Below are 18,693 nucleotides of genomic sequence, written 5' to 3'. Positions count from 1 at the left end.
ACTCCCCCTGAAATGCCGATGGGTAGGCCGCCCCAGCGGCCTACCCAATTCAAGCAGAGCGCAATCACGCGCCGTTCTTGAGGAAGTCCGGCACGTCGACGTCGTCGAACAGGACCCGCCGGGGCGGCGGCGGCGCCTGGCGCTCCGGCACCGGCTGCTCCTTGGGCTGGCTGTGCTGCGGGCCGTGCGACGTGCGCGGGGCCCGCGCCTCGATCGGCCGGTAGGCGGGGGCGCCCCCGTCGAAGCCGGCCGCGATGACCGTGACGCGCACCTCGTCGCCGAGCGCGTCGTCGATGACCGCGCCGAAGATGATGTTGGCGTCCGGGTGCGCGGCGTCGGTGACGAGCTGCGCCGCGTCGTTGATCTCGAACAGGCCCAGGTCGGACCCGCCGGCGATCGACAGCAGCACGCCGCGCGCGCCGTCCATGCTCTGCTCGAGCAGCGGGCTGGAGATCGCCGACTCGGCGGCCTCGACCGCGCGGTTGTCACCGCGGGCGCTGCCGATGCCCATGAGGGCGCTCCCGGCGCCGCTCATGACGCTCTTGACGTCGGCGAAGTCGAGGTTGATGAGGCCCGGCGTGGTGATCAGGTCGGTGATGCCCTGGACACCGGAGAGCAGGACCTGGTCGGCCTGGCGGAACGCGTCCATCATGCTGATGCCGCGGTCGCCCAGGGCCAGCAGCCGGTCGTTGGGGATCACGATGAGCGTGTCGCACTGGTTGCGCAGCTCCTCGATGCCCGCCTCGGCCTGCACCTGCCGGCGCTTGCCCTCGAACGAGAACGGCCGGGTGACCACACCGATGGTCAGCGCGCCGAGCTTTCGCGCGATGTTGGCCACGACGGGCGCGCCGCCGGTGCCCGTGCCGCCGCCCTCGCCGCAGGTGACGAAGACCATGTCGGCGCCCTTGAGCACCTCTTCGATCTCGTCCCGGTGGTCTTCGGCCGCATTCTTGCCGACATCGGGATTGGCGCCGGCACCAAGCCCGCGGGTCAGTTCCCGACCGACGTCGAGCTTGACGTCGGCGTCGCTCATCAGCAGGGCCTGGGCGTCGGTGTTGATCGCGATGAACTCGACGCCCTTGAGGCCAACCTCGATCATGCGATTGACGGCGTTGACCCCGCCGCCGCCGATGCCGACGACCTTGATGACCGCGAGATAGTTGTGCGGATGTGTCATCGGACCACCTTTCCTTTCGAGGTTGGCGAGCGCCGATCCTGTCCGGAGTCGTCGAACTGGTAACCCGGTTCCGGCCCCACGGTGGGACCTGCCCCGAGCCCGACCCCGCGACGGGCGGCGTCCGCCAAATGCGAACGCACCGGATGGGGGTCCCGCAAACCCTCACCCTTTACTAGAGGCTTATAGTTATGTCAACTAATGCCTTATCGCAAGGTAAGGGCCCGACTGTCGTGATCCAAGGACCACGCCCCGGCGTGTCGGCTAATCGCCCACGACGCCGTCGACGATTTCCCTAACGGCGTCAAGGTGCCCGTTGTGACGGGCGGTCTCCTCGATCATGTGCAGAAGCACCCACCGGACCGACACGAGATGCCCGTGGCGCCGCCCGGCGCACAGCGCATCGGGGTCGAGGCCGGCGACGAGCCGGCGCGAGGTCTCGCACTGGGCGGCGTACGCGGCCAGCGCCTCCGCCAGCCCGGACCCGGGCCGCGGGCGCCACTCCAGGTCGGGGTCCTCGTCGGTCCAGTGCCGCGGCACGTCGAGCCCGGCGACCACCCGCTCGAACCAGTACGACTCCACCGCCGTCAGGTGCTGCACGAGCCCGGCGGCGGTGGTCAGCGGGCTGGCCGGCAGCGGCGCCCGCCACGCGTCGGCCTCGGCCAGGCCCGCGCACTTGGCGTGCACGGTCGCGCGGTGGAACTCGAGCCAGCCGGCCAGCAGCTCGGATTCCCCGCCGACGAACGGCACCGGCTCCCGGCTCACTTCTCGACCAGCACCCCGGGCGCGCTCACGTCGAGCGTGCGGCCCGGCTCGATCTTCGCGTTCTGCACCACCCGGACCTTCGCCGCGTTCTGGGTCGCGTCGCCCCAGATCACCAGCCGCTCGTCGGTCAGCTCGAGCCGGATCCGGGTCGGCGACTCGGCGACCAGCGCCACCATCTGCGCGCGGATCGCCGGCGGCAGCGCCGCGAGCACGGTCAGCGCGCTCATCGTGCTGGCGTCGCCGGGCTCGGGCTGGGCCACCCGGATCGACGGCAGCCCGGGCGGGGCCGCGTCGACGGGCAGGAACGCCATGCCGTCGGCGTCCAGCAGCGTGAACCCGCCGACCTTGGGCACCACGGCGATCGCGGTGCGCTCCTGCACGGCCACGACAAGCGTGTGCGGGTAGCGCGCCGAGACGTGCGCCGCCCGCACGGGCTTGAGCGCGCCGATGCGCCGCTCGACGGCCGGCAGGTTCAGCCTCGGCAGCGGGGTGCCGGTGCGGACGCCGGCGGCCCGGCGTACCGCATCCGGGTCCAGAACGGAGGCGCCGGTGACCTCGATCCGATCGACGCCGAGGGCCGGGGTCAGGTAGACGACCGCCGCCGCCCCGCCGAGCAGCGCGAGCACGCCCAGCGCCACCAGCCAGGGCAGGGCCGCGCGGAGGCGGCGCTGCCGGGCCCGCTTCGCGAACCGCCGCACCGACTGGGGTGCGTCGCGAGGGGCCAGGACCAGCCGCCAGCCGCGCGTCTGCGTCAAGGCCGGCTCAGTCGTCGGCTCGGGAGTGCCGGCCGACGTACCCCTCGGGCTCCGCGTCGCCCTTGAGCGCCGCCAGCAGCTCGTCGCCCATGAGCGAGATCGGCGGCGCGCCCATGGTGACGACGACGTCGCCCTCGCGCACGCGGGCGACGACCTCCCCGGGCACGTCCTCCCAGTACGGCACGAACACCTTCTGCGCCTCCGGCAGGTCGACGGCGGCGGTGAGCGCCACGCCGCCCTCCCCCGGCTCGCGCACCTCGCCGGGCCCGAAGACCTCCATGATCACGGCCTCGTCGGCGAGCGACAGGCCCGCGGCGATCTCGGCCTGGAAGTCGCGGGTGCGGTACACCCGGTAGGGCTGGAACACCACGAGGAGCCGCCCGTCGCCGGCGACCTCGCGCAGCGTGCGCAGGGCCGCGGCGATCGGCACCGGGTGGTAGGCGTACTCGTCGTAGACCCGCACCCCGGCCTCGGAGCCCTTGAACTCGAACCGGCGGCGCACGCCCGGGAACGTCGCGAGCGTCTCGATCGCCGTCTCCGGGGCCACGCCCAGCCGCAGCGCGGTGAGAATCGCCCCGGCCGAGTTGAGCCCCAGGTGGGCGCCCGGCACCGGCAGGAACACCTCGCCCAGCGACGCGCCCTCGTAGTGGGCCACGTAGCGCACGCCGTTGGCCGACGAGCGGACCTCGCTGATGCGCAGGTCGGCGTCGGGCGCGGTGCCGTACGTGACGACGTCGGCGCCGGCCGCCCGGGCCCGCACGGCCATCCGCATGGCCCCGGCGTCGTCGGCGCACGTCACCACGAACCCGCCCGGCTCGACCCGGCCGCAGAACTCGACGAACGCATCCTCGAGGCCCTGCAGGTCGCCGTAGGTGTTGAGGTGGTCGGCGTCGATGTTCGTGACGACCGCGACATGGGGGGTGTACAGCAGGAAGGAGCGGTCGCTCTCGTCCGCCTCGGCCACGAACAGCTCGCCGCTGCCGTGGTGGGCGCTGGAGCCGGCCGCCGAGATCTCGCCGCCGATCACGAACGACGGGTCGAGATTGGCGTGCTGCAGGATCAGCGTGATCATCGACGTCGTCGTGGTCTTGCCGTGCGTGCCGGCCACGGCGATGGCGCGCCGGCCCGTCATCGTGGCGGCGAGCGCCTCCGAGCGGTGCATGAGCCGCAGGCCCCGCTCCCGGGCGGTCACCAGCTCGATGTGGTCGCGCGGGATGGCCGTGGAGTAGACGACCGTGTCCACGCCGTCGAGGTTGGACGCCTCGTGGGTGCGGTAGATGGTCCCGCCGAGCGCCTTGAGCGCCGCCAGCTGGGGCCACTCCTTGAGCTCGCTGCCCGACAGCGGGATGCCGCGGGTGAGCAGCAGGCGGGCGAGCCCGCTCATGCCGACCCCGCCCACCCCGACGAGATGGACCTTGCCCAGGTCCTCCGCGGTCAGCCCGTTACTCATGCGACACCTCCGCTTCGCTCCGGCGCCGCATGAGCTCCAAAGCTGTGCTCATGGTGAGCGGCCCCAACGCCCAGTCTGGCTCGACGAGGCTTCGCGACGGTCGACCCAGACCGGGCGGCGCTTCGCTCCGTACCGCTCACTGTGCTCCGACCACCTTCATGACGTACCGACGAAGGGCCTCGTCGCCGTCGCGGCGGCCGTATCCGGCGGCCGCGCGGCTCATCGCGGCGAGCCGGTGACCGTCGCGCACCAGCGGCACCACGGTGTCCGCGATGAGCTCGGGCGACAGGTCGCCGTCCTCGACGATCAGGCCGCCGCCGGCCTCGACCACCGGCAGTGCGTTGCGCCGCTGCTCGCCGTTGCCCCACGGCAGCGGCACGTAAACCGCCGGCATGCCGATCGCCGCGGTCTCCGCGCAGGTCATCGCGCCACCCCGGCAGAGGGCGAGGTCGCCCGCGGCGTAGCCGAGCTCCATCTCGGAGAGGAACTTGATCCGCACGTACGGCGCGGCCAGGCCCGAGGGCACCTCGAAGTCCTCGTTGCGGGCGCCGATGATGTGCAGCACCTGTACCCCGGCGGAGGTGATCGCCTTCGCCGCGCCGGCCACCGCGTTGTTGATCGAGCGCGCGCCGGAGGAGGCGCCGAAGACGAACAGCGTCGGCAGGTCCGGGGCCAGGCCGAAGTAGGCCCGCGCCCGCGCCCGCAGCGCCGCCCGGTCCAGCGTGGCGATGTTCTGCCGCAGCGGCACCCCGACGACCTCGGCGTCCGCCACCGCGGGCATCTGCGCCCGCTGGTGCGGGAAGCCCAGCACGATGTTCTTGGTGAACCGCATGCCCATCTTGTTGGCCACGCCGATGGGGACGTTGACCTCGTGGATCACCGTCGGCGTCTTGCGCCGCCAGGCCGCGAGGTAGGCCGGGACGGAGACGTAGCCGCCGAAGCCGACGACGACGTCGGCGTTGACCTCGTCCATGATCGCGCGGGTGGCCCGGGCCGCCTTCCACATCCGGTCCGGGGTGCGGACCAGGTTCATGTTGACCGAGCGGGGCAGTTGGTACGCCGGGACGTGGCGCAGCTCGTAGCCGCGCTGCGGGATGATGTCGTTCTCCATCCCGCTGGGCGACCCGATGCAGGTGATGCGGACGCCGGGGTCGTGCCTGCGCAGGCAGTCGGCGAAGGCGAGCAGCGGGTAGATGTGCCCGCCCGTGCCTCCGCCGGCCAGCACCACCGAGCGCAGCGCTGCCATCAGGTGCTCCTTCCGCGGGGCGACCCGGCGAGCGTCGAACTCACCGCCGGCCGGCCCGCCGTGCGTGTCGAGGGGTCGGTGCCGTCGCCGTCCTCGCGGGCGCGCGGAAGCGGCGGCAACGGCGCCCAGAGTAGTCGCACCCATTTCCGCGGCGGACGCGCGTGCATGGCTCGCGCGCAGTCCGGCTCGGCCCGGGCGGCCGAGGTGAGGATCCCGGCGGCGCCGAGCGCGACCACGAGGGCGCTGCCGCCGTCGGAGATGAACGGCAGCGGCAGCCCGGTGATCGGCATCAGGCCGACGACGCCGCCGATGTTGATGATCGCCTGGCCGACGAACCAGATCGTGATCGAGGCGGCGACGAGCCGGCGGAACGGGTCCTCGACGCGGCGGGCGATGCGCAGGCCGGTGTACGTCAGCATCCCGAACAGCAGCAGGACCACCATGCAGCCGACCACGCCGAGCTCCTCGGCGACGATGGCGAAGATGAAGTCGTTGTGCGCGTTGGGCAGCCGGCCCCACTTGAGGTTGCCCTGGCCGAGCCCGACGCCGAACCAGCCGCCCTCGGCGACCGCCCACAGGCCGTGCAGGTACTGGTACCGCCCGCCCTCGGCCTTCGGGTCGATGCTCGGGTCGAAGAAGACCTTGAGCCGGTCCAGCCGGTAGTCCTTGTGCGCCGGCAGCAGGATGAGGGCCACGACGCCGGCGGTGAACAGCCCGCCGAGCCAGGCGAAGACCGGCAGCCGCGCCCCGGCCGCCCACAGCAGCCCGGTGAAGAGCACGACCATGCAGATCATCGAGCCGAGGTCGTTGTACCCGACCAGGAGCAGCAGCGTGACGGTGACCGGGAACAGCGGCATGAGCAGCTCGCGCCACGACAAGATCGTGCGACCCTTGCGCACCAGCAGGTCGGCGCCCCAGATCACCAGGGCGAACTTGGCCAGCTCGGCCGGCTGCAGCTGGAACGCGCCGACGTGCAGCCACAGGTCGTCGACGTAGATCGGCCCGAGGTGGATCGCCTGGACCTTCGCGCCGGGCGGGGTGCGCCGGGCGGCGACCCAGCCCATGAGGTCGACGAAGCACATGAGCAGGAACGCGGTCAGCAGCAGCGGGATGGCGACGGCGCGGAAGGTGCGCACCGGCAGCCGCTGGCAGACCCAGAACGCGAGCAGGCCGACGAGCGCGAAGAGCGCCTGCTTGACGATCGAGGTGAACGGACTGCCCGTGGTCGCGAAGTTGTCGACGCTGGTCACGGAGAAGACCATGACCAGGCCGATGAACACGAGCAGCCCGACGCTGGACAGCAGCAGGTAGTAGGACGCGAGCGGGCGATCCAGAAGACCACGGAGGGTACCGACGAAATTACCGGCCCATCCGCTGTTCGGAACTTCCTCCCCGTCGCTCCTCATGACGCCCATCATTCCCGGCGACGCACGCCCGGTGTGGTTACGACGCGCTGACAGGCCAACCTTGTGCGCGCTTCGCGCGGACACGAACCGGGGGGTTCCCACCCCGGACCCCCCATGGCCGCTTCGCGCCCACTACGAAGCGCTGACAGGCCAACCTTGTGCGCGCTTCGCGCGGACACGAACCGGGGGGTTCCCACCCCGGACCCCCCATGGCCGCTTCGCGCCCACTACGAAGCGCTGACAGGCCAACCTTGTGCGCGCTTCGCGCGGACACGAACCGGGGGGTTCCCACCCCGGACCCCCCATGGCCGCTTCGCGCCCACTACGAAGCGCTGACAGGCCAACCTTGTGCGCGCTTCGCGCGGACACGAACCGGGGGGTTCCCACCCCGGACCCCCCATGGCCGCTTCGCGCCCACTACGAAGCGCCGCTCATGACCCTCAGGAAGTCCGCGGCGAACAGGCCGAGGGCGGCCGCGACGCCGAGGCCCGCGATGATCCAGAAGCGGACGACGATGTTGACCTCGCTCCAGCCGGCCAGCTCGAAGTGGTGCTGCAGCGGGACCATCCGGAAGATGCGCTTGCCCGTGGTGCGGTACGAGCCGATCTGCATCACCCAGGTGACCACGATGATGACGAAGAGCAGGCCGAGCAGGGGCAGCAGCAGGATCGTCTTGGTCGCCACGGCCAGGCCGGCGATGAGCGAGCCCAGCGCCATGGAGCCGGTGTCGCCCATGAAGATCCGGGCCGGTGAGGTGTTCCACCACAGGAAGCCCACGAGCGCGCCGACGGCGGCCCCGGCGATCAGCGCCATCTCCAGCGGGTCGCGCACGTCGTAGCAGTAGCCGGCGTTGTACGACGGGTCGGCGCACCAGTGGCGGTACTGCCAGAACGCGATCGCCATGTAGCTGACGAGCACGAGGATCGAGGTGCCGGTGGCCAGGCCGTCGAGGCCGTCGGTGAGGTTCACCGCGTTGGACATCGACATGACCACGAACACGAAGAAGATCACGGCGCCGATCTTGGTGATGTTCAGCCAGTCGACGTCGTGCACCCACGACAGCTTCGGGCTCGCCACCGTGGTGACGACCTGGTGCCCGGTCTGGGTGGCCGGCACGTAGAGGGCGATCGCGCCGAAGATGGCGCCGATGAGCGCCTGGCCGATGAGCTTGCCGCGCTTGTTGAGCCCGTCGCTGTTGCGCTTGGCGACCTTGAGGTAGTCGTCGAGGAAGCCCAGCAGGCCGGTGAAGACGAACAGCCCGAGCAGCACGACGGCGGTGGCGGTGGGTCCGGCCGGGCGCAGCTGCTCGTTGGGCAGGGTGGTGAGGGCGATGTGGCCGCCGGTGTAGGCGACGAGCGTGGCGAAGATGAACACCACGCCGCCCATGGTGGGCGTGCCCTTCTTGCCGAGGTGGGTCTGCGGGCCCTCGGTGCGGATGGGCTGGTCGGCCTTCAGGCGGGTGAAGTACCTGATCGCGATCGGCGTGCCGAACAGCGAGATGAGAAACGCCACGAAGGCCGCGACGAAGACGGCCCTCACTTCTGGGCGCCTTCGGAACGCAGGGCGTCGGCAACGGCCCAGGTCCGGTACCGCGATCCCTTGACGAGGACCACGTCGCGCGGAAGCAGCTCGGCGCGCAGCAGCGCCACGGCGGCCTCCTGATCGGTCACGAGCACCGAGTCTCCTCCCCAACTCGCCACGGCGGCCGCCCCGTCCAGGATCGGCGCGGCCTGCTCGCTGACGGCCACGAGACGATCGACGCCGAGCTCCGCGGCGAGGCGACCGACCTCTTCGTGACCGGCTCGCTCGTACTCGCCGAGCTCCGCCATGAAGCCGAGCACCGCGATCTTGCGCCGCCCGCCGGCCACCTCGACGAGCGCGCGCAGCGCCGCCGCCATGGACGCCGGGTTGGCGTTGTACGAGTCGTCGATGACCGTGACATCGTCGGCACGGTCGAAGACATCCATCCTTCGGGTCGACAAACCCTCTAGATCGCCGAGTCCCGCGGCGATCGCGGCCGGTTCGATGCCGGCGTGCGACGCGACGGCCGCAGCGAGTAACGCGTTGCCGACGCTGTGGCGACCGGCGACGCCGAGGCGCACCGGCACCGGGTCGGCGCCGGGGATGTGCAGGGTGAAGCCGAAGCGGCCGCGGTCCGAGGCGGCCACGCCGGTCGCGCGCACCTGCGCGTCGGGCGCCTCGCCGGCGAGCACCACCCGGGCGCGCGTGCGGGCGGCCATGGCGCGCACCCGCTCGTCGTCGGCGTTGAGCACGGCCACACCGTCGGGCCCGAGCGCCTCGACCAGCTCGCCCTTGGCCTGCGCGATGCCCTCGACGGAGCCGAACTCCGCGATGTGGGCCACGCCCACGTTGAGCACGACGGAGACGTCCGGAGGGGCGATTTCGCAGAGGTACTGCAGGTGCCCGGCCCCCCGCGCCCCCATCTCGAGCACGAGGAAGCGGGTCTGCGCGGAGGCCTTGAGCACGGTGTACGGCGTGCCCAGCTCGTTGTTCTCCGACCCGGCGGTCGCGACGGTCGGGCCGTGCGCCGAGAGCAGCCGGGCGATGAGGTCCTTGGTGCTGGTCTTGCCCGAGGAGCCGGTGATCGCCACGACGGTGATGTCGGGCCGCCGGTCGAGCACGGCCCGGGCGAGCAGCCCGAGGGCGTGGCGCGGGTCCTCGACCACGATCGTGGGCACGCCGGGAATGGGCCGGCTGCCGAGGACGCCCACGGCGCCGTCGGCCATCACCTTGGGCCCGAACTCGTGCGCGTCGACCTTGGCGCCGGCGAACGCGACGAACAGCCCGCCCGGCCCGACCTTGCGCGAGTCGTACTCCACGGGCCCGCCGACGACCGCCTCGGCGTCGCCGTCGTGCAGCCGCCCGCCGACGATGCCGGCGATCTCCCCCAGCGACAACGGGATCATGCCGGCCCCTCCCGCAGCGCCGCCGCGAGCTCGACGCGGTCGTCGAACGGCAGCACCTCGCCGTTGATCTCCTGCCCGCGCTCGTGGCCCTTGCCCAGCACGGCGATGACGTCTCCTGGCTTGGCGTGCTCGACCGCATAGTCGATCGCGGCCCGCCGGCCGCCGACCTCCACCACCGCGGCCGGCCCGTCGGCCGCGCCGGCCAGCACCCCGGCCCGGATCGCCGCCGGGTCCTCGGTGCGCGGGTTGTCGTCGGTGACGATCACGAGGTCGGCCCCCTCGGCCGCGGCCCGGCCCATGAGCGGGCGCTTGCCCCGGTCCCGGTCGCCGCCGGCCCCGACCACGCACAGCACCCGCCCGCCCCGGGTGGCGGCGAGCGCCCGCAGGGCCCGCAGCACCTCGACCATGGCGTCGGGCTTGTGCGCGTAGTCGACCACGCCGACCACCTCGCCGGGGGCGTCGACCCGCTCCATGCGGCCCGGCGAGCCCGGCGCACCGGCCACCGCGCGGGCGGCGAGCTCGAAGTCGACGCCGACCGCGACCAGGGCGGCGATGGCCAGCAGGGCGTTGGCCACGTTGTGCCGGCCCGGCAGCTGGACGCCGGAGCGGGCCGTCCGGCCGCGCCAGTGCACGTCGAAGGTCTGGCCGTAGCCGGCGGCGCTCACGCCCGAGGCGCCGAAGTCGGCCTCGTCGCCGGCGACCGAGAACGTCCACGTGCCGGGCTTGCGAAGTCGCATTACCGACAGGTCGTCGAGATTGAGGATCTCGACCCCGGCCCGGCCGTCGAAGAGCCGGGCCTTGGCCGCGAAGTACGCCTCGACGCTGGGGTGGAAGTCCAGGTGGTCGAGGCCGAAGTTGGTGAAGCCGGCCGCGGCGAAGCGCACGCCGCCGACCCGCCCGACCTCCAGCGCGTGGCTGGAGACCTCCATCGCCACCGACTGCACCCCGTGCTCCAGCGCCGCCGCGAAGAGCGCGTGCAGGTCGGTGGCCTCGGGCGTGGTGCGGATGCTCTCCACGGTCAGGTCGCCCAGCCGGGTCTCGACCGTGCCGATGAGGCCGGTGACCTGGCCGGCGGCGCGCAGCCCGGCCTCGATGAGGTACGTCGTGGAGGTCTTGCCGGCCGTCCCGGTGATGCCGATCGTGGTCAGCTTCCGGGTGGGCTCGCCGTAGATCTTCGACGCGACGTCGCCGAGCACGTCGCGCGGGCGATCCACCACGATGAAGGGCACGCCGGCGTCGGGGCGGACCCCGGCCGGGTCGGTGAGCACGGCGAGCGCGCCGCGCTGCAGCGCGTCGGGGATGAACTGGGCGCCGTGGACCTTCGATCCCGGAAGGGCGGCGTAGAGGTCACCCGGGCGAACCGCGGAGCTACTGTGCGTCACCCCCGTGACCGCGACGTCTCCAGAGTCGCCGCCCAGCTCAGCGATGAGCGTGGGGCGGACATTCCGCGGACGGGGATAGCCGGGCACGGGGTCAGACCCTACCCGGCCCGCCGCGAGGCAGCAGAGCCGGTGTCGCGGGTGAACCGGGCCGGCGCGGTCGATGGTGGGCTTCGGCGGTCACGGGTGGATCGTGCCTCACGGGTAGATCGACAGCTTCGGCGGCTCGGTGCCCGTCGGCACGACGCCGTAGCTGGACAGGGTCGTCGCCATCATGTCGCGGAACGCCGGCGCGGCCACCGAGCCGCCGGCGCCGCCGGGCACGTGCGCGGTCACCGCGACCACGTACCGGGGCGCCTCGGCCGGGGCCATGCCGATGAACGACACGACGTCGCCCGGCGCGTACCCACCGTTCAGCGGCAGCTTCGAGGTGCCGGTCTTCCCCGCGATCCGGTACCCCGGGATCGCCGCCTGGTGCCCGGTGGCGTCGTCCAGCGTGGTGACCCCCTCGAGCATGGTGCGCAGCTCCTGCGCGATCTGCGGATCGAGGACCCGGCGGGTCTGCTGGGCGGGCGGCTTCGACGCGGCGCCGTCCGGCGCGATGATCTTGCGGACCAGCGTCGGCTGCACCCAGAGCCCGTCGTTGGCGATGGCGCCGTACACCGCGGCCATCTGCATCGCCGTGGTCGCCACGCCGTTGCCGATCGGGATCGAGCCCGGGCTGGAGCCGCTCCACTTGTCCGGCGCCAGCAGCTGCCCGGGCGACTCGTTGGGCAGCCCGACGTTCGTGCGCTCGCCGAGCCCGAACTTCTGCTGGTACTCGTACAGCTTGTCCTTGCCGAGCTGGTCCGCGACGGCGATGGTGCCGACGTTCGACGACAGCGCCAGGATGCCCGGGATGGTCATCTGGGTGCCGTCCTTCTGCGGCGGGTGATCCGTGTAGGTGGTGTCGCCCTTCTTCACCTTCGAGTTCACCGTGACGGTGGTACCCGGGTTGATGATCCCCTCCTGCAGCGCCGCACCCATGACGATCGCCTTGTGGATCGAGCCCGGGTCGAACACGGTCGCGGTGCACTGGTCCTTGCGCTGCTCCGGCGGCGTGCGGTCGAGGTCGGCCGGCGCGAACGAGGGATAGCTGGCCATCGCCATGACCTCCATCGTGTGCGCGTCGAGCACGATGGCGGTGGCGAAGTCGGCCTTGAGCGGCTCCATCCGCTCGGCGAGGGTGCTCTGCACCGAGTACTGCAGGTCCGCGTCGATGGTGAGCTCCACCGAGCTGCCGGGCCGGGCCGGCTTGAGCATCTCGTAGCCGTAGGGCAGGGGCTTGTCGAGCTCACCCTCGCCGTGCTCGTAGACGTGCAGCCCGTCGACGCCGCGCAGCACGGAGTCGTACTGCTTCTCGATGCCCATCTGCCCGACCAGGTCGGTGCGGGAGGTGTACCCGATGACGTTGGACGCCAGGTCGTACCCAGGGATCTCACGCCGCTCGTCCCGGGCCACCTTGAGCGCGCCGATCTTCATCGCCGTGATCCGGTCGCCGTCGGCGACGTCGATCTGGTGGACGAGGTACTCGAAGCGCACGTCGGTCTTGCCGTCCGCGCCCTTGTGCGGCGTCATGCGGCGCACCAGGTCCGAGCGTGTCACCCCGTACTTGTCCAGGATCGCGAACAGCTGGTCGGCCAGGGCCTCGGGGTTCTTGACGGCCATCGGGTCGACCGCCACATAGCGCGTCTCGATCGAGTGCACGAGGATCTTGCCGTTGCGGTCGAGGATGGCGCCGCGGGAGGCGGGCAGGACCGCGTGCACGAGGCGGTCCTTGAGCCCCTCGGCGGCGTAGGCGCTGGCGTCGGTGAGCTGGATCTGGACGAGCCGGACGCCGATCGTCGCGAACACGGCGAGCGCGAGCACGGTGGCCAGGCGCAGCCGGCGGCGCGGCTCGGCGAGCTTGGGCAGCCTCGGCCGCCGGGCGGCGAGCCGCGGGACCCGGACGCGGCTCTCCCGCCGCAGGCGCCCGGCGCCGCCTCCCTGACCGCGGCTGGTCCCACCACCACGGCCGCCTCCGCCACCACGGCCGCTTCCACCACGGCCGGCTCCACCGACACGGCCGCCCGCACCGCCGGCGGCTGCGCCGTCACGCCCGACTCCGGTGCCTCGCGAAAGGACGCCCCGTCCCCTGCCCGGCGTGCGGATCGGACCGCTCCGTTCCGTGCCGCGCCCCGCGACGCGACGGACCGGAGCGCTCCGTTCCGATCCGCCATTGGTGCGCCGACGGACCGGAGCGCTCGGTTCCGCATCCACGCCGCGGTCGGCGGCGCTGCGCCGACGGACCGGAACGCTCTGTTCCGCATCCGCGTCGCGGCCGGCGGCACTGCGCCGACGGACCGGAGCACCCTGTTCCGCATCCACGTCGCGGTCGGCGGCGCGGCGCCGACGGACCGGAGCGCCCTGTTCCGAATCCACGCCGCGGTCGGCGGCGCGGCGGCGACGGACCGGAGCGCCCTGTTCCATATCGGCGTCGCGGTCGACACTGCGGCGGAACGAAGTCGTCCGTTCCCCGCCCGGCTGGTCTTCGGACGGGAACGGAGCGGTCCGTTCCGGCGGATTGTCTTCGCGAGGGCGGCGCGTGGCCGTGCGCCTCGGGTCCGTGCGTCGCGGCTGCTCGCTGCGGCCGCCCTGGATCACCTCCAGGGCCGGACGGAACGGGTCCTTGCGGCCGCCCGCCTCGACCGACGCGTCGCGGACCGAGCGGCCGCGAGGTGTGTAGCGCTTGGCCTCGGACATCGTGCCGCGGAGCACCGGATCCGGCGTACCGTTGCCGCGTCCTTCGGCTTGTCCGCCGTCCCCGCGCGGACTTCCGTCCGCGCGAGAACGGGCGGAGGCACCGGCACCCCCCGCGCCGGCGCGACCGCCCGTTCGCTGCCGACCGGCGTCACCCCCGCGACCGGCTGCTTCCCGGCGCTCGGCGCCCCCGCGCCGCTCGCTCCCGCCTCGCCGATCCGGAGTGTCGCCAGCCATCGTCCCGACTTCCTTGTCCGTCCACTATGGACTTGGATGTTTCCCTTGGGTTACTTGCCCGGGCCGGGCATCTCCAGCCTGGTGCCGTCGGGCAGCACCAGGAAGGCCGGCGTGCGCGACGGCACGAGACCCAGTTGCTTCGCCCGCGACGCGAGCGTCACCGGCGACTCCTTGTTGGCCAGATCGCTGCGCAGCCGCTCCTCGTCGCGGTCGAGGTTGCTCTGCTTCGTCTTCAACGCGTCGAGCTTGAACGCGTTCTCGGCGATCCGCGTGTTGAGCACGAGGATGCCCACGACGCCGGAGAGGACCAGCACGAGTACGAGCGCCACGAAGGGTGCCCGGGGCGCACTGACCGGTGCCGGCGGTGCTACACGCAGCCGCGAAGGCGACTGCCTCGTGCCGGGCGCGTGCCGTTCGGGCACGACTCCCGGGTTCGTGGTCTCGTGCTCCGGCTGCAGTGCCGTCGCACCGTCGATGGGGTGGTCCCGTCGCTGTTGCTCATTGCGCTCAGCATCACGCGCCGTGGTCCGGCCCCCCGACCGCGGTGCACCCTGCTGAGTCCTGCGCTGCCGGTTGGCCGGCAGTGTCGTCACGTTCATCACACCTCCCCCGATGTGTCTGTCCTGTTCGGACCCTTCTTGCGTTCCACCGCGCGGAGTCGCACCGACGCCGCGCGCGGGTTGGCCGCTGTTTCGGCCGCGCCGGGAAGCTCGGCCCCCCGGGTGAGCGCCCGCAGCTCGGGTTCACTGCCGGGCGGCTCGAACGGCAGCTCGACCGGGACGGTCGAGCGGGTCCGCCCGGCGATCGCCTGTTTGACCAGGCGATCCTCGAGCGAGTGGTACGACAGCACGACCAGCCGGCCCCCCGGTTGCAGCGCGTCCAGCGCCGCCGGTATCGCCCGCTCGAGGACCGCGAGCTCGCGGTTGACCTCGATGCGCAGCGCCTGGAAGGTCCGTTTGGCCGGGTGTCCCCCGGTGCGCCGGGCCGGCGCGGGTATGGCCTCGCGGACCAGTTCGGCAAGGCGGGCCGAGCTGGTCAGCGGGGACTTCTCCCGCTCCCGGACGATCGACGCGGCAATGCGGGAGGCGAACTTCTCCTCCCCGTACACGCGCAGCACCCGCGCCAGCTCGCCGTGGCTGTAGGTGTTGAGCACCTCGGCCGCGGTGATGCCGGTCGTCTGGTCCATGCGCATGTCCAGCGGTGCATCCTGGGCGTAGGCGAAGCCCCGCTCCGCCTCGTCGAGCTGCATCGACGAAACGCCCAGGTCGAACAGGCCGGCGTCGATCCGCTCGCCGCCGAGGACCTCGGGCAGCTCGTCGTAGACGGCGTGCACGAGGCGGATCCGGTCGGCGAACGGCGCCAGGCGCTCACCCGCGAGGCGCAGGGCCTGCGGGTCTCGGTCCAGGCCCAGCAGCCGGGCCTGCGGGTGCGCCATGAGCACCGCCTCGGCGTGACCGCCGAGGCCGAGCGTGGCGTCCAGGTACAGCGCGCCGGGGCGGGCCAGCGCCGGGGCGAGCAGCTCGAGGCAGCGCTCGAGCAGCACGGGCACGTGAACGTCCCGCTCCCCCATCGTCGACCCCCTGCCCGGCGGCGGGTTCGCGGCCCGCCGTGGTGCTACCGCGTTACTTCAGAACGTGTGCCGAGTGCGCGAGCGCCGTACCGCCAGCTCCCCATCCGCCCCTCCGCCCTGGCGCCGGGGAAGTGGCGTCAGGACTTCGAGAAACTCGAGCGGCTGGAGAGCTGCCGGTACGGCGGCCTCAAAGTCGGTAACTGCAGTTGGACCTCACAGCCCTCCCGGCAGCACCCCCTCCTCGATGCCAGCGAAGTCTTCCTCGCTCTCGGCGAGGTATGTGTCCCAGGCCTGGCGATCCCAGATCTCCACCCGGGTGCTTGCCCCGATCACGACGAGCTCGCGGTCCAGCCCGGCATACTCGCGCAGATGCTGCGGGATGGTGACCCGGCCCTGACGGTCGGGAACCTCGTCGTGAGCGCTGGCGAAGAACACCCGGCTGTATGCACGGGCCGCCTTGTTCGTCATCGGTGTGGCGCGCAGCTGTTCGGCGATCCGGGCGAATTCGGCGCCGGGGAACACGTAGAGGCAGCGTTCCTGTCCCTTGGTGATCACGACACCTCCCGCCAGTTCGTCCCGAAACTTGGCCGGCAGGATCAACCGGCCCTTTTCGTCCAGGCGAGGAGTGTGGGTGCCGAGAAACACGCAGCATCCACCCCTTCCCACCGCGAACGGTCCCCCCGGGGCCGGCCGAGCCCCCCGGCTCCGCCATCACGCTCCACTGTACTCCACTTCCCTCCACCGTCAACGGAAAACCGCCCGATCAGACCGGCGTGGCCGTGAAGAATTCCCACGTCAAATGGGGTGGCGACGGGTGGAGGAGCTTGGGCGTGCCCGATCGGGTGAGGGTTTTCCCGCAAGTCAAAAATTCGGACAAAAGCCCCAACGAGGCGGTACTCCCCGCAAGCAACGGCCACGGAACGCCCCGCGTGGAGCAAAGTGGAGGGAGCCGGGGAGCCGGTAGCCGATTGGGGGCGTCGCGCGGTCCGGGTAGGGTCAGCGCATCGCCGAACACCGTGGAAGCGAGATGACGGACAACAAGCTGCCGATGCGGGCCAAGCTCGCCACCTCACTGTCGCGCGGTGCCGCCGCGCTGTCACGCGCCACCGGCCGGGGCGACGGATCGGTCATCGGCGGCCGGATCGCCCTCATGGTCGACCCGAACCTCCTCGCGGAGCTCGCCGCCGGCCGCCAGATCGCGCTGATCTCGGGTACCAACGGCAAGACGACCACCACCCGGCTGACCGCCGCGGCCATGGGCGTGCTCGGCCCGGTCGCGACCAACAGCCTCGGGGCCAACATGCCGACCGGGCACACCTCGGCCCTGGCCAAGGCGGGCGCCACCCCCTATGCGGTGCTGGAGGTCGACGAGCACTACCTCAAGCAGGTGCTCGACCAGACCCGGCCGCAGGTTGTCGCGCTGCTCAACCTCAGCCGCGACCAGCTGGACCGGGCCAAGGAGGTCGCCATGATGGCGGCCCTGTGGCGCGACGCGCTGCCCGGCCGCGGCCTGCACATCGTGGCCAACGCCGACGACCCGATGGTCGTGTGGGCGGCCGGCAAGGCCGTCGCCGACGGCACCGCGGTCACCTGGGTCGCCGCCGGCCAGCGCTTCCACGACGACTCGTGGGTCTGCCCGGAGTGCGGCGGCTCGATCGAGCGCAACGGTGAGCAGTGGGCGTGCGTCGAGGGCAACCTGAGCCGCCCGGTGCCGCACTGGACCATCAGCGGTGATGGCGTGGTCGACAACACCGGGACGTACCACCACATCACCCTGCAGCTGCCCGGCCGCGTGAACCGCGCGAACGCCGCGACCGCGCTGGCCGTGGCCGCGCACTTCGGCGTGCCGCCGGCGAAGGCGGTGCCGGAGCTGGCGAAGGTCGCCTCGGTCGCCGGCCGCTACGCGACGGTCGTGCGCGACGGTCGCACCATCCGGCTGCTGCTGGCCAAGAACCCGGCCGGCTGGCTGGAGTCGTTCGACATGGCCGAGGACGTGCCGACCCTGCTGTCCATCAACGCGCGGGACCCCGACGGCCTCGACACGTCGTGGCTGTACGACGTCGACTTCTCCCCGCTGCGCGGCCGGCGCGTGCTCATCACCGGCGACCGGGCGATGGACCTCGCGGTGCGCCTCGAGGTCAACGAGGTGGCCTTCGAGCACGTGCGCTCGTTCGGTCAGGCTTTGTCCCTGGTACCCCCGGGAAGACTCGAGGTCATCGCGAACTACACCGCCTTCCAGGACATCCGAGCGGAGCTGGACCGTGTCAACTGAGTCGCACCTGCGCCTGATCTGGCTGTACCCCGACCTGCTGTCCACCTACGGCGACCGCGGCAACCTGCTGATCCTGGCCCGCCGCGCCGACCTGCGGGGCCTGCCGGTCGAGTGCGCCGAGGTGCGCGCCGACCAGCGGGTCCCGAGCGACGGCGACGTGTACCTCCTCGGCGGCGGCGAGGACGGCCCCCAGGCCCTGGCGGCCCAGCGCCTGGCCAACGACGGCGGCCTGCACCGCGCCGTCGAGCGCGGCGCGACGGTCTTCGCGGTCTGCGCCGGCTACCAGCTGCTGGGCCACTCGTTCTTCGCCAAGGGCGCCAAGTACCCCGGCCTGGACCTGCTCGACATCGACTCGGACCGCGGCGAGACCCGGGCGGTCGGCGAGCTGGCCGGCGAGACGCACCCCGCCTTGGGCCTGCCGACGCTGACCGGCTTCGAGAACCACGGCGGCCGCACGCACCTCGGCGCCGACGTGAAGCCGCTGGCGCGCGTCTCGACGGGCATCGGCAACGACGGCCAGTCCGAGGGCGCGTGGAACGGGCGGATCCTCGGCACCTACTCGCACGGCCCCGCGCTGGCCCGCAACCCCGCGATCGCCGACCTGCTGCTGCGCTGGGCGACCGGGCAGAACATGGAGCCGATCGACGACCGGTGGCCTACGGCGCTGCGCAACGAGCGGCTGTCCGCGGTCGCCCGCTGATTCTTGCCGCTTCGGGGCCGGCTCTTCGGAGCCG

At 72.2% G+C, this 18,693-nt stretch carries 14 protein-coding genes and 1 pseudogene; 2 read left to right on the top strand and 13 right to left on the bottom strand.

What is annotated here, in order from left to right; genetic code table 11:
• Nucleotides 1-64: 64 nt before the first annotated feature.
• From ftsZ to mraZ, 13 genes and pseudogenes are all read right to left on the bottom strand, one after another.
• Nucleotides 65-1,177, bottom strand: a complete 1,113-nt coding sequence (gene ftsZ, locus ACQEVU_RS03820) for a cell division protein FtsZ (RefSeq protein ID WP_433320588.1) — start codon at nt 1,175-1,177, stop codon at nt 65-67.
• Between the two features lie 261 nt (nt 1,178-1,438).
• Complete coding sequence (locus ACQEVU_RS03815) at nt 1,439-1,939, bottom strand: DinB family protein (protein ID WP_433320585.1); 501 nt, start codon at nt 1,937-1,939, stop codon at nt 1,439-1,441.
• Nucleotides 1,936-2,694 carry a cell division protein FtsQ/DivIB gene (locus ACQEVU_RS03810; protein WP_433320582.1) on the bottom strand — a complete coding sequence of 253 codons (759 nt, stop codon included), beginning with the start codon at nt 2,692-2,694 and terminating at the stop codon, nt 1,936-1,938. The genes ACQEVU_RS03815 and ACQEVU_RS03810 overlap by 4 nt, the downstream gene beginning before the upstream one ends.
• A 7-nt stretch (nt 2,695-2,701) precedes the next feature.
• Nucleotides 2,702-4,144, bottom strand: a complete 1,443-nt coding sequence (gene murC / locus ACQEVU_RS03805; protein WP_433320579.1) for a UDP-N-acetylmuramate--L-alanine ligase — start codon at nt 4,142-4,144, stop codon at nt 2,702-2,704.
• Between the two features lie 136 nt (nt 4,145-4,280).
• The gene (locus ACQEVU_RS03800; protein ID WP_433320577.1) at nt 4,281-5,390 is read right to left on the bottom strand and encodes a UDP-N-acetylglucosamine--N-acetylmuramyl-(pentapeptide) pyrophosphoryl-undecaprenol N-acetylglucosamine transferase; all 1,110 of its coding nucleotides are present in this window, start codon (nt 5,388-5,390) and stop codon (nt 4,281-4,283) included.
• Nucleotides 5,390-6,796: an FtsW/RodA/SpoVE family cell cycle protein gene (locus tag ACQEVU_RS03795; protein ID WP_433320574.1), complete on the bottom strand. Its 1,407-nt coding sequence runs from the start codon at nt 6,794-6,796 to the stop codon at nt 5,390-5,392. Before ACQEVU_RS03795 ends, ACQEVU_RS03800 begins: the two co-directional genes overlap by 1 nt.
• A gap of 417 nt (nt 6,797-7,213) precedes the next feature.
• Nucleotides 7,214-8,335, bottom strand: coding sequence for a phospho-N-acetylmuramoyl-pentapeptide-transferase (gene mraY, locus ACQEVU_RS03790; protein WP_433320571.1), 1,122 nt, complete (start codon nt 8,333-8,335; stop codon nt 7,214-7,216).
• Entirely contained in the window at nt 8,332-9,723 is a 1,392-nt protein-coding gene (locus ACQEVU_RS03785; RefSeq protein WP_433320568.1) for a UDP-N-acetylmuramoyl-tripeptide--D-alanyl-D-alanine ligase, read from the bottom strand. Before ACQEVU_RS03785 ends, mraY begins: the two co-directional genes overlap by 4 nt.
• Nucleotides 9,720-11,192 (bottom strand): UDP-N-acetylmuramoyl-L-alanyl-D-glutamate--2,6-diaminopimelate ligase, encoded by a 1,473-nt coding sequence (locus tag ACQEVU_RS03780; protein ID WP_433320565.1) that lies wholly within the window; start codon nt 11,190-11,192, stop codon nt 9,720-9,722. Before ACQEVU_RS03780 ends, ACQEVU_RS03785 begins: the two co-directional genes overlap by 4 nt.
• Nucleotides 11,193-11,300: 108 nt before the next feature.
• The gene (locus ACQEVU_RS03775; protein ID WP_433320562.1) at nt 11,301-13,010 is read right to left on the bottom strand and encodes a peptidoglycan D,D-transpeptidase FtsI family protein; all 1,710 of its coding nucleotides are present in this window, start codon (nt 13,008-13,010) and stop codon (nt 11,301-11,303) included.
• Nucleotides 13,011-14,167: 1,157 nt separating this feature from the next.
• Nucleotides 14,168-14,446 carry a hypothetical protein gene (locus tag ACQEVU_RS03770; RefSeq protein WP_433320559.1) on the bottom strand — a complete coding sequence of 93 codons (279 nt, stop codon included), beginning with the start codon at nt 14,444-14,446 and terminating at the stop codon, nt 14,168-14,170.
• Between the two features lie 311 nt (nt 14,447-14,757).
• A pseudogene (gene rsmH, locus ACQEVU_RS03765) lies at nt 14,758-15,687 on the bottom strand (16S rRNA (cytosine(1402)-N(4))-methyltransferase RsmH); the annotation flags it as partial.
• Between the two features lie 213 nt (nt 15,688-15,900).
• Nucleotides 15,901-16,332: a division/cell wall cluster transcriptional repressor MraZ gene (gene mraZ, locus ACQEVU_RS03760; RefSeq protein WP_433320556.1), complete on the bottom strand. Its 432-nt coding sequence runs from the start codon at nt 16,330-16,332 to the stop codon at nt 15,901-15,903.
• A gap of 382 nt (nt 16,333-16,714) precedes the next feature.
• On the opposite strand from mraZ, the gene ACQEVU_RS03755 reads away from it, so the two are divergent.
• Together ACQEVU_RS03755 and ACQEVU_RS03750 are read left to right on the top strand one after the other, a co-directional pair.
• On the top strand, nt 16,715-17,959 hold the full coding sequence (locus tag ACQEVU_RS03755; protein WP_433320554.1) for a MurT ligase domain-containing protein: 1,245 nt from the start codon (nt 16,715-16,717) through the stop codon (nt 17,957-17,959).
• Nucleotides 17,949-18,659, top strand: a complete 711-nt coding sequence (locus tag ACQEVU_RS03750) for a type 1 glutamine amidotransferase (protein WP_433320551.1) — start codon at nt 17,949-17,951, stop codon at nt 18,657-18,659. Before ACQEVU_RS03755 ends, ACQEVU_RS03750 begins: the two co-directional genes overlap by 11 nt.
• Nucleotides 18,660-18,693: the final 34 nt, after the last annotated feature.

Origin of the sequence: Dactylosporangium sp. CA-139066 (assembly GCF_050936175.1) — a bacterium.
Taxonomy (GTDB): Bacteria; Actinomycetota; Actinomycetes; order Mycobacteriales; family Micromonosporaceae; genus Dactylosporangium.
Note: the sequence above shows the minus strand (reverse complement) of the source record. Positions and strands in the feature narration are given on the sequence as shown.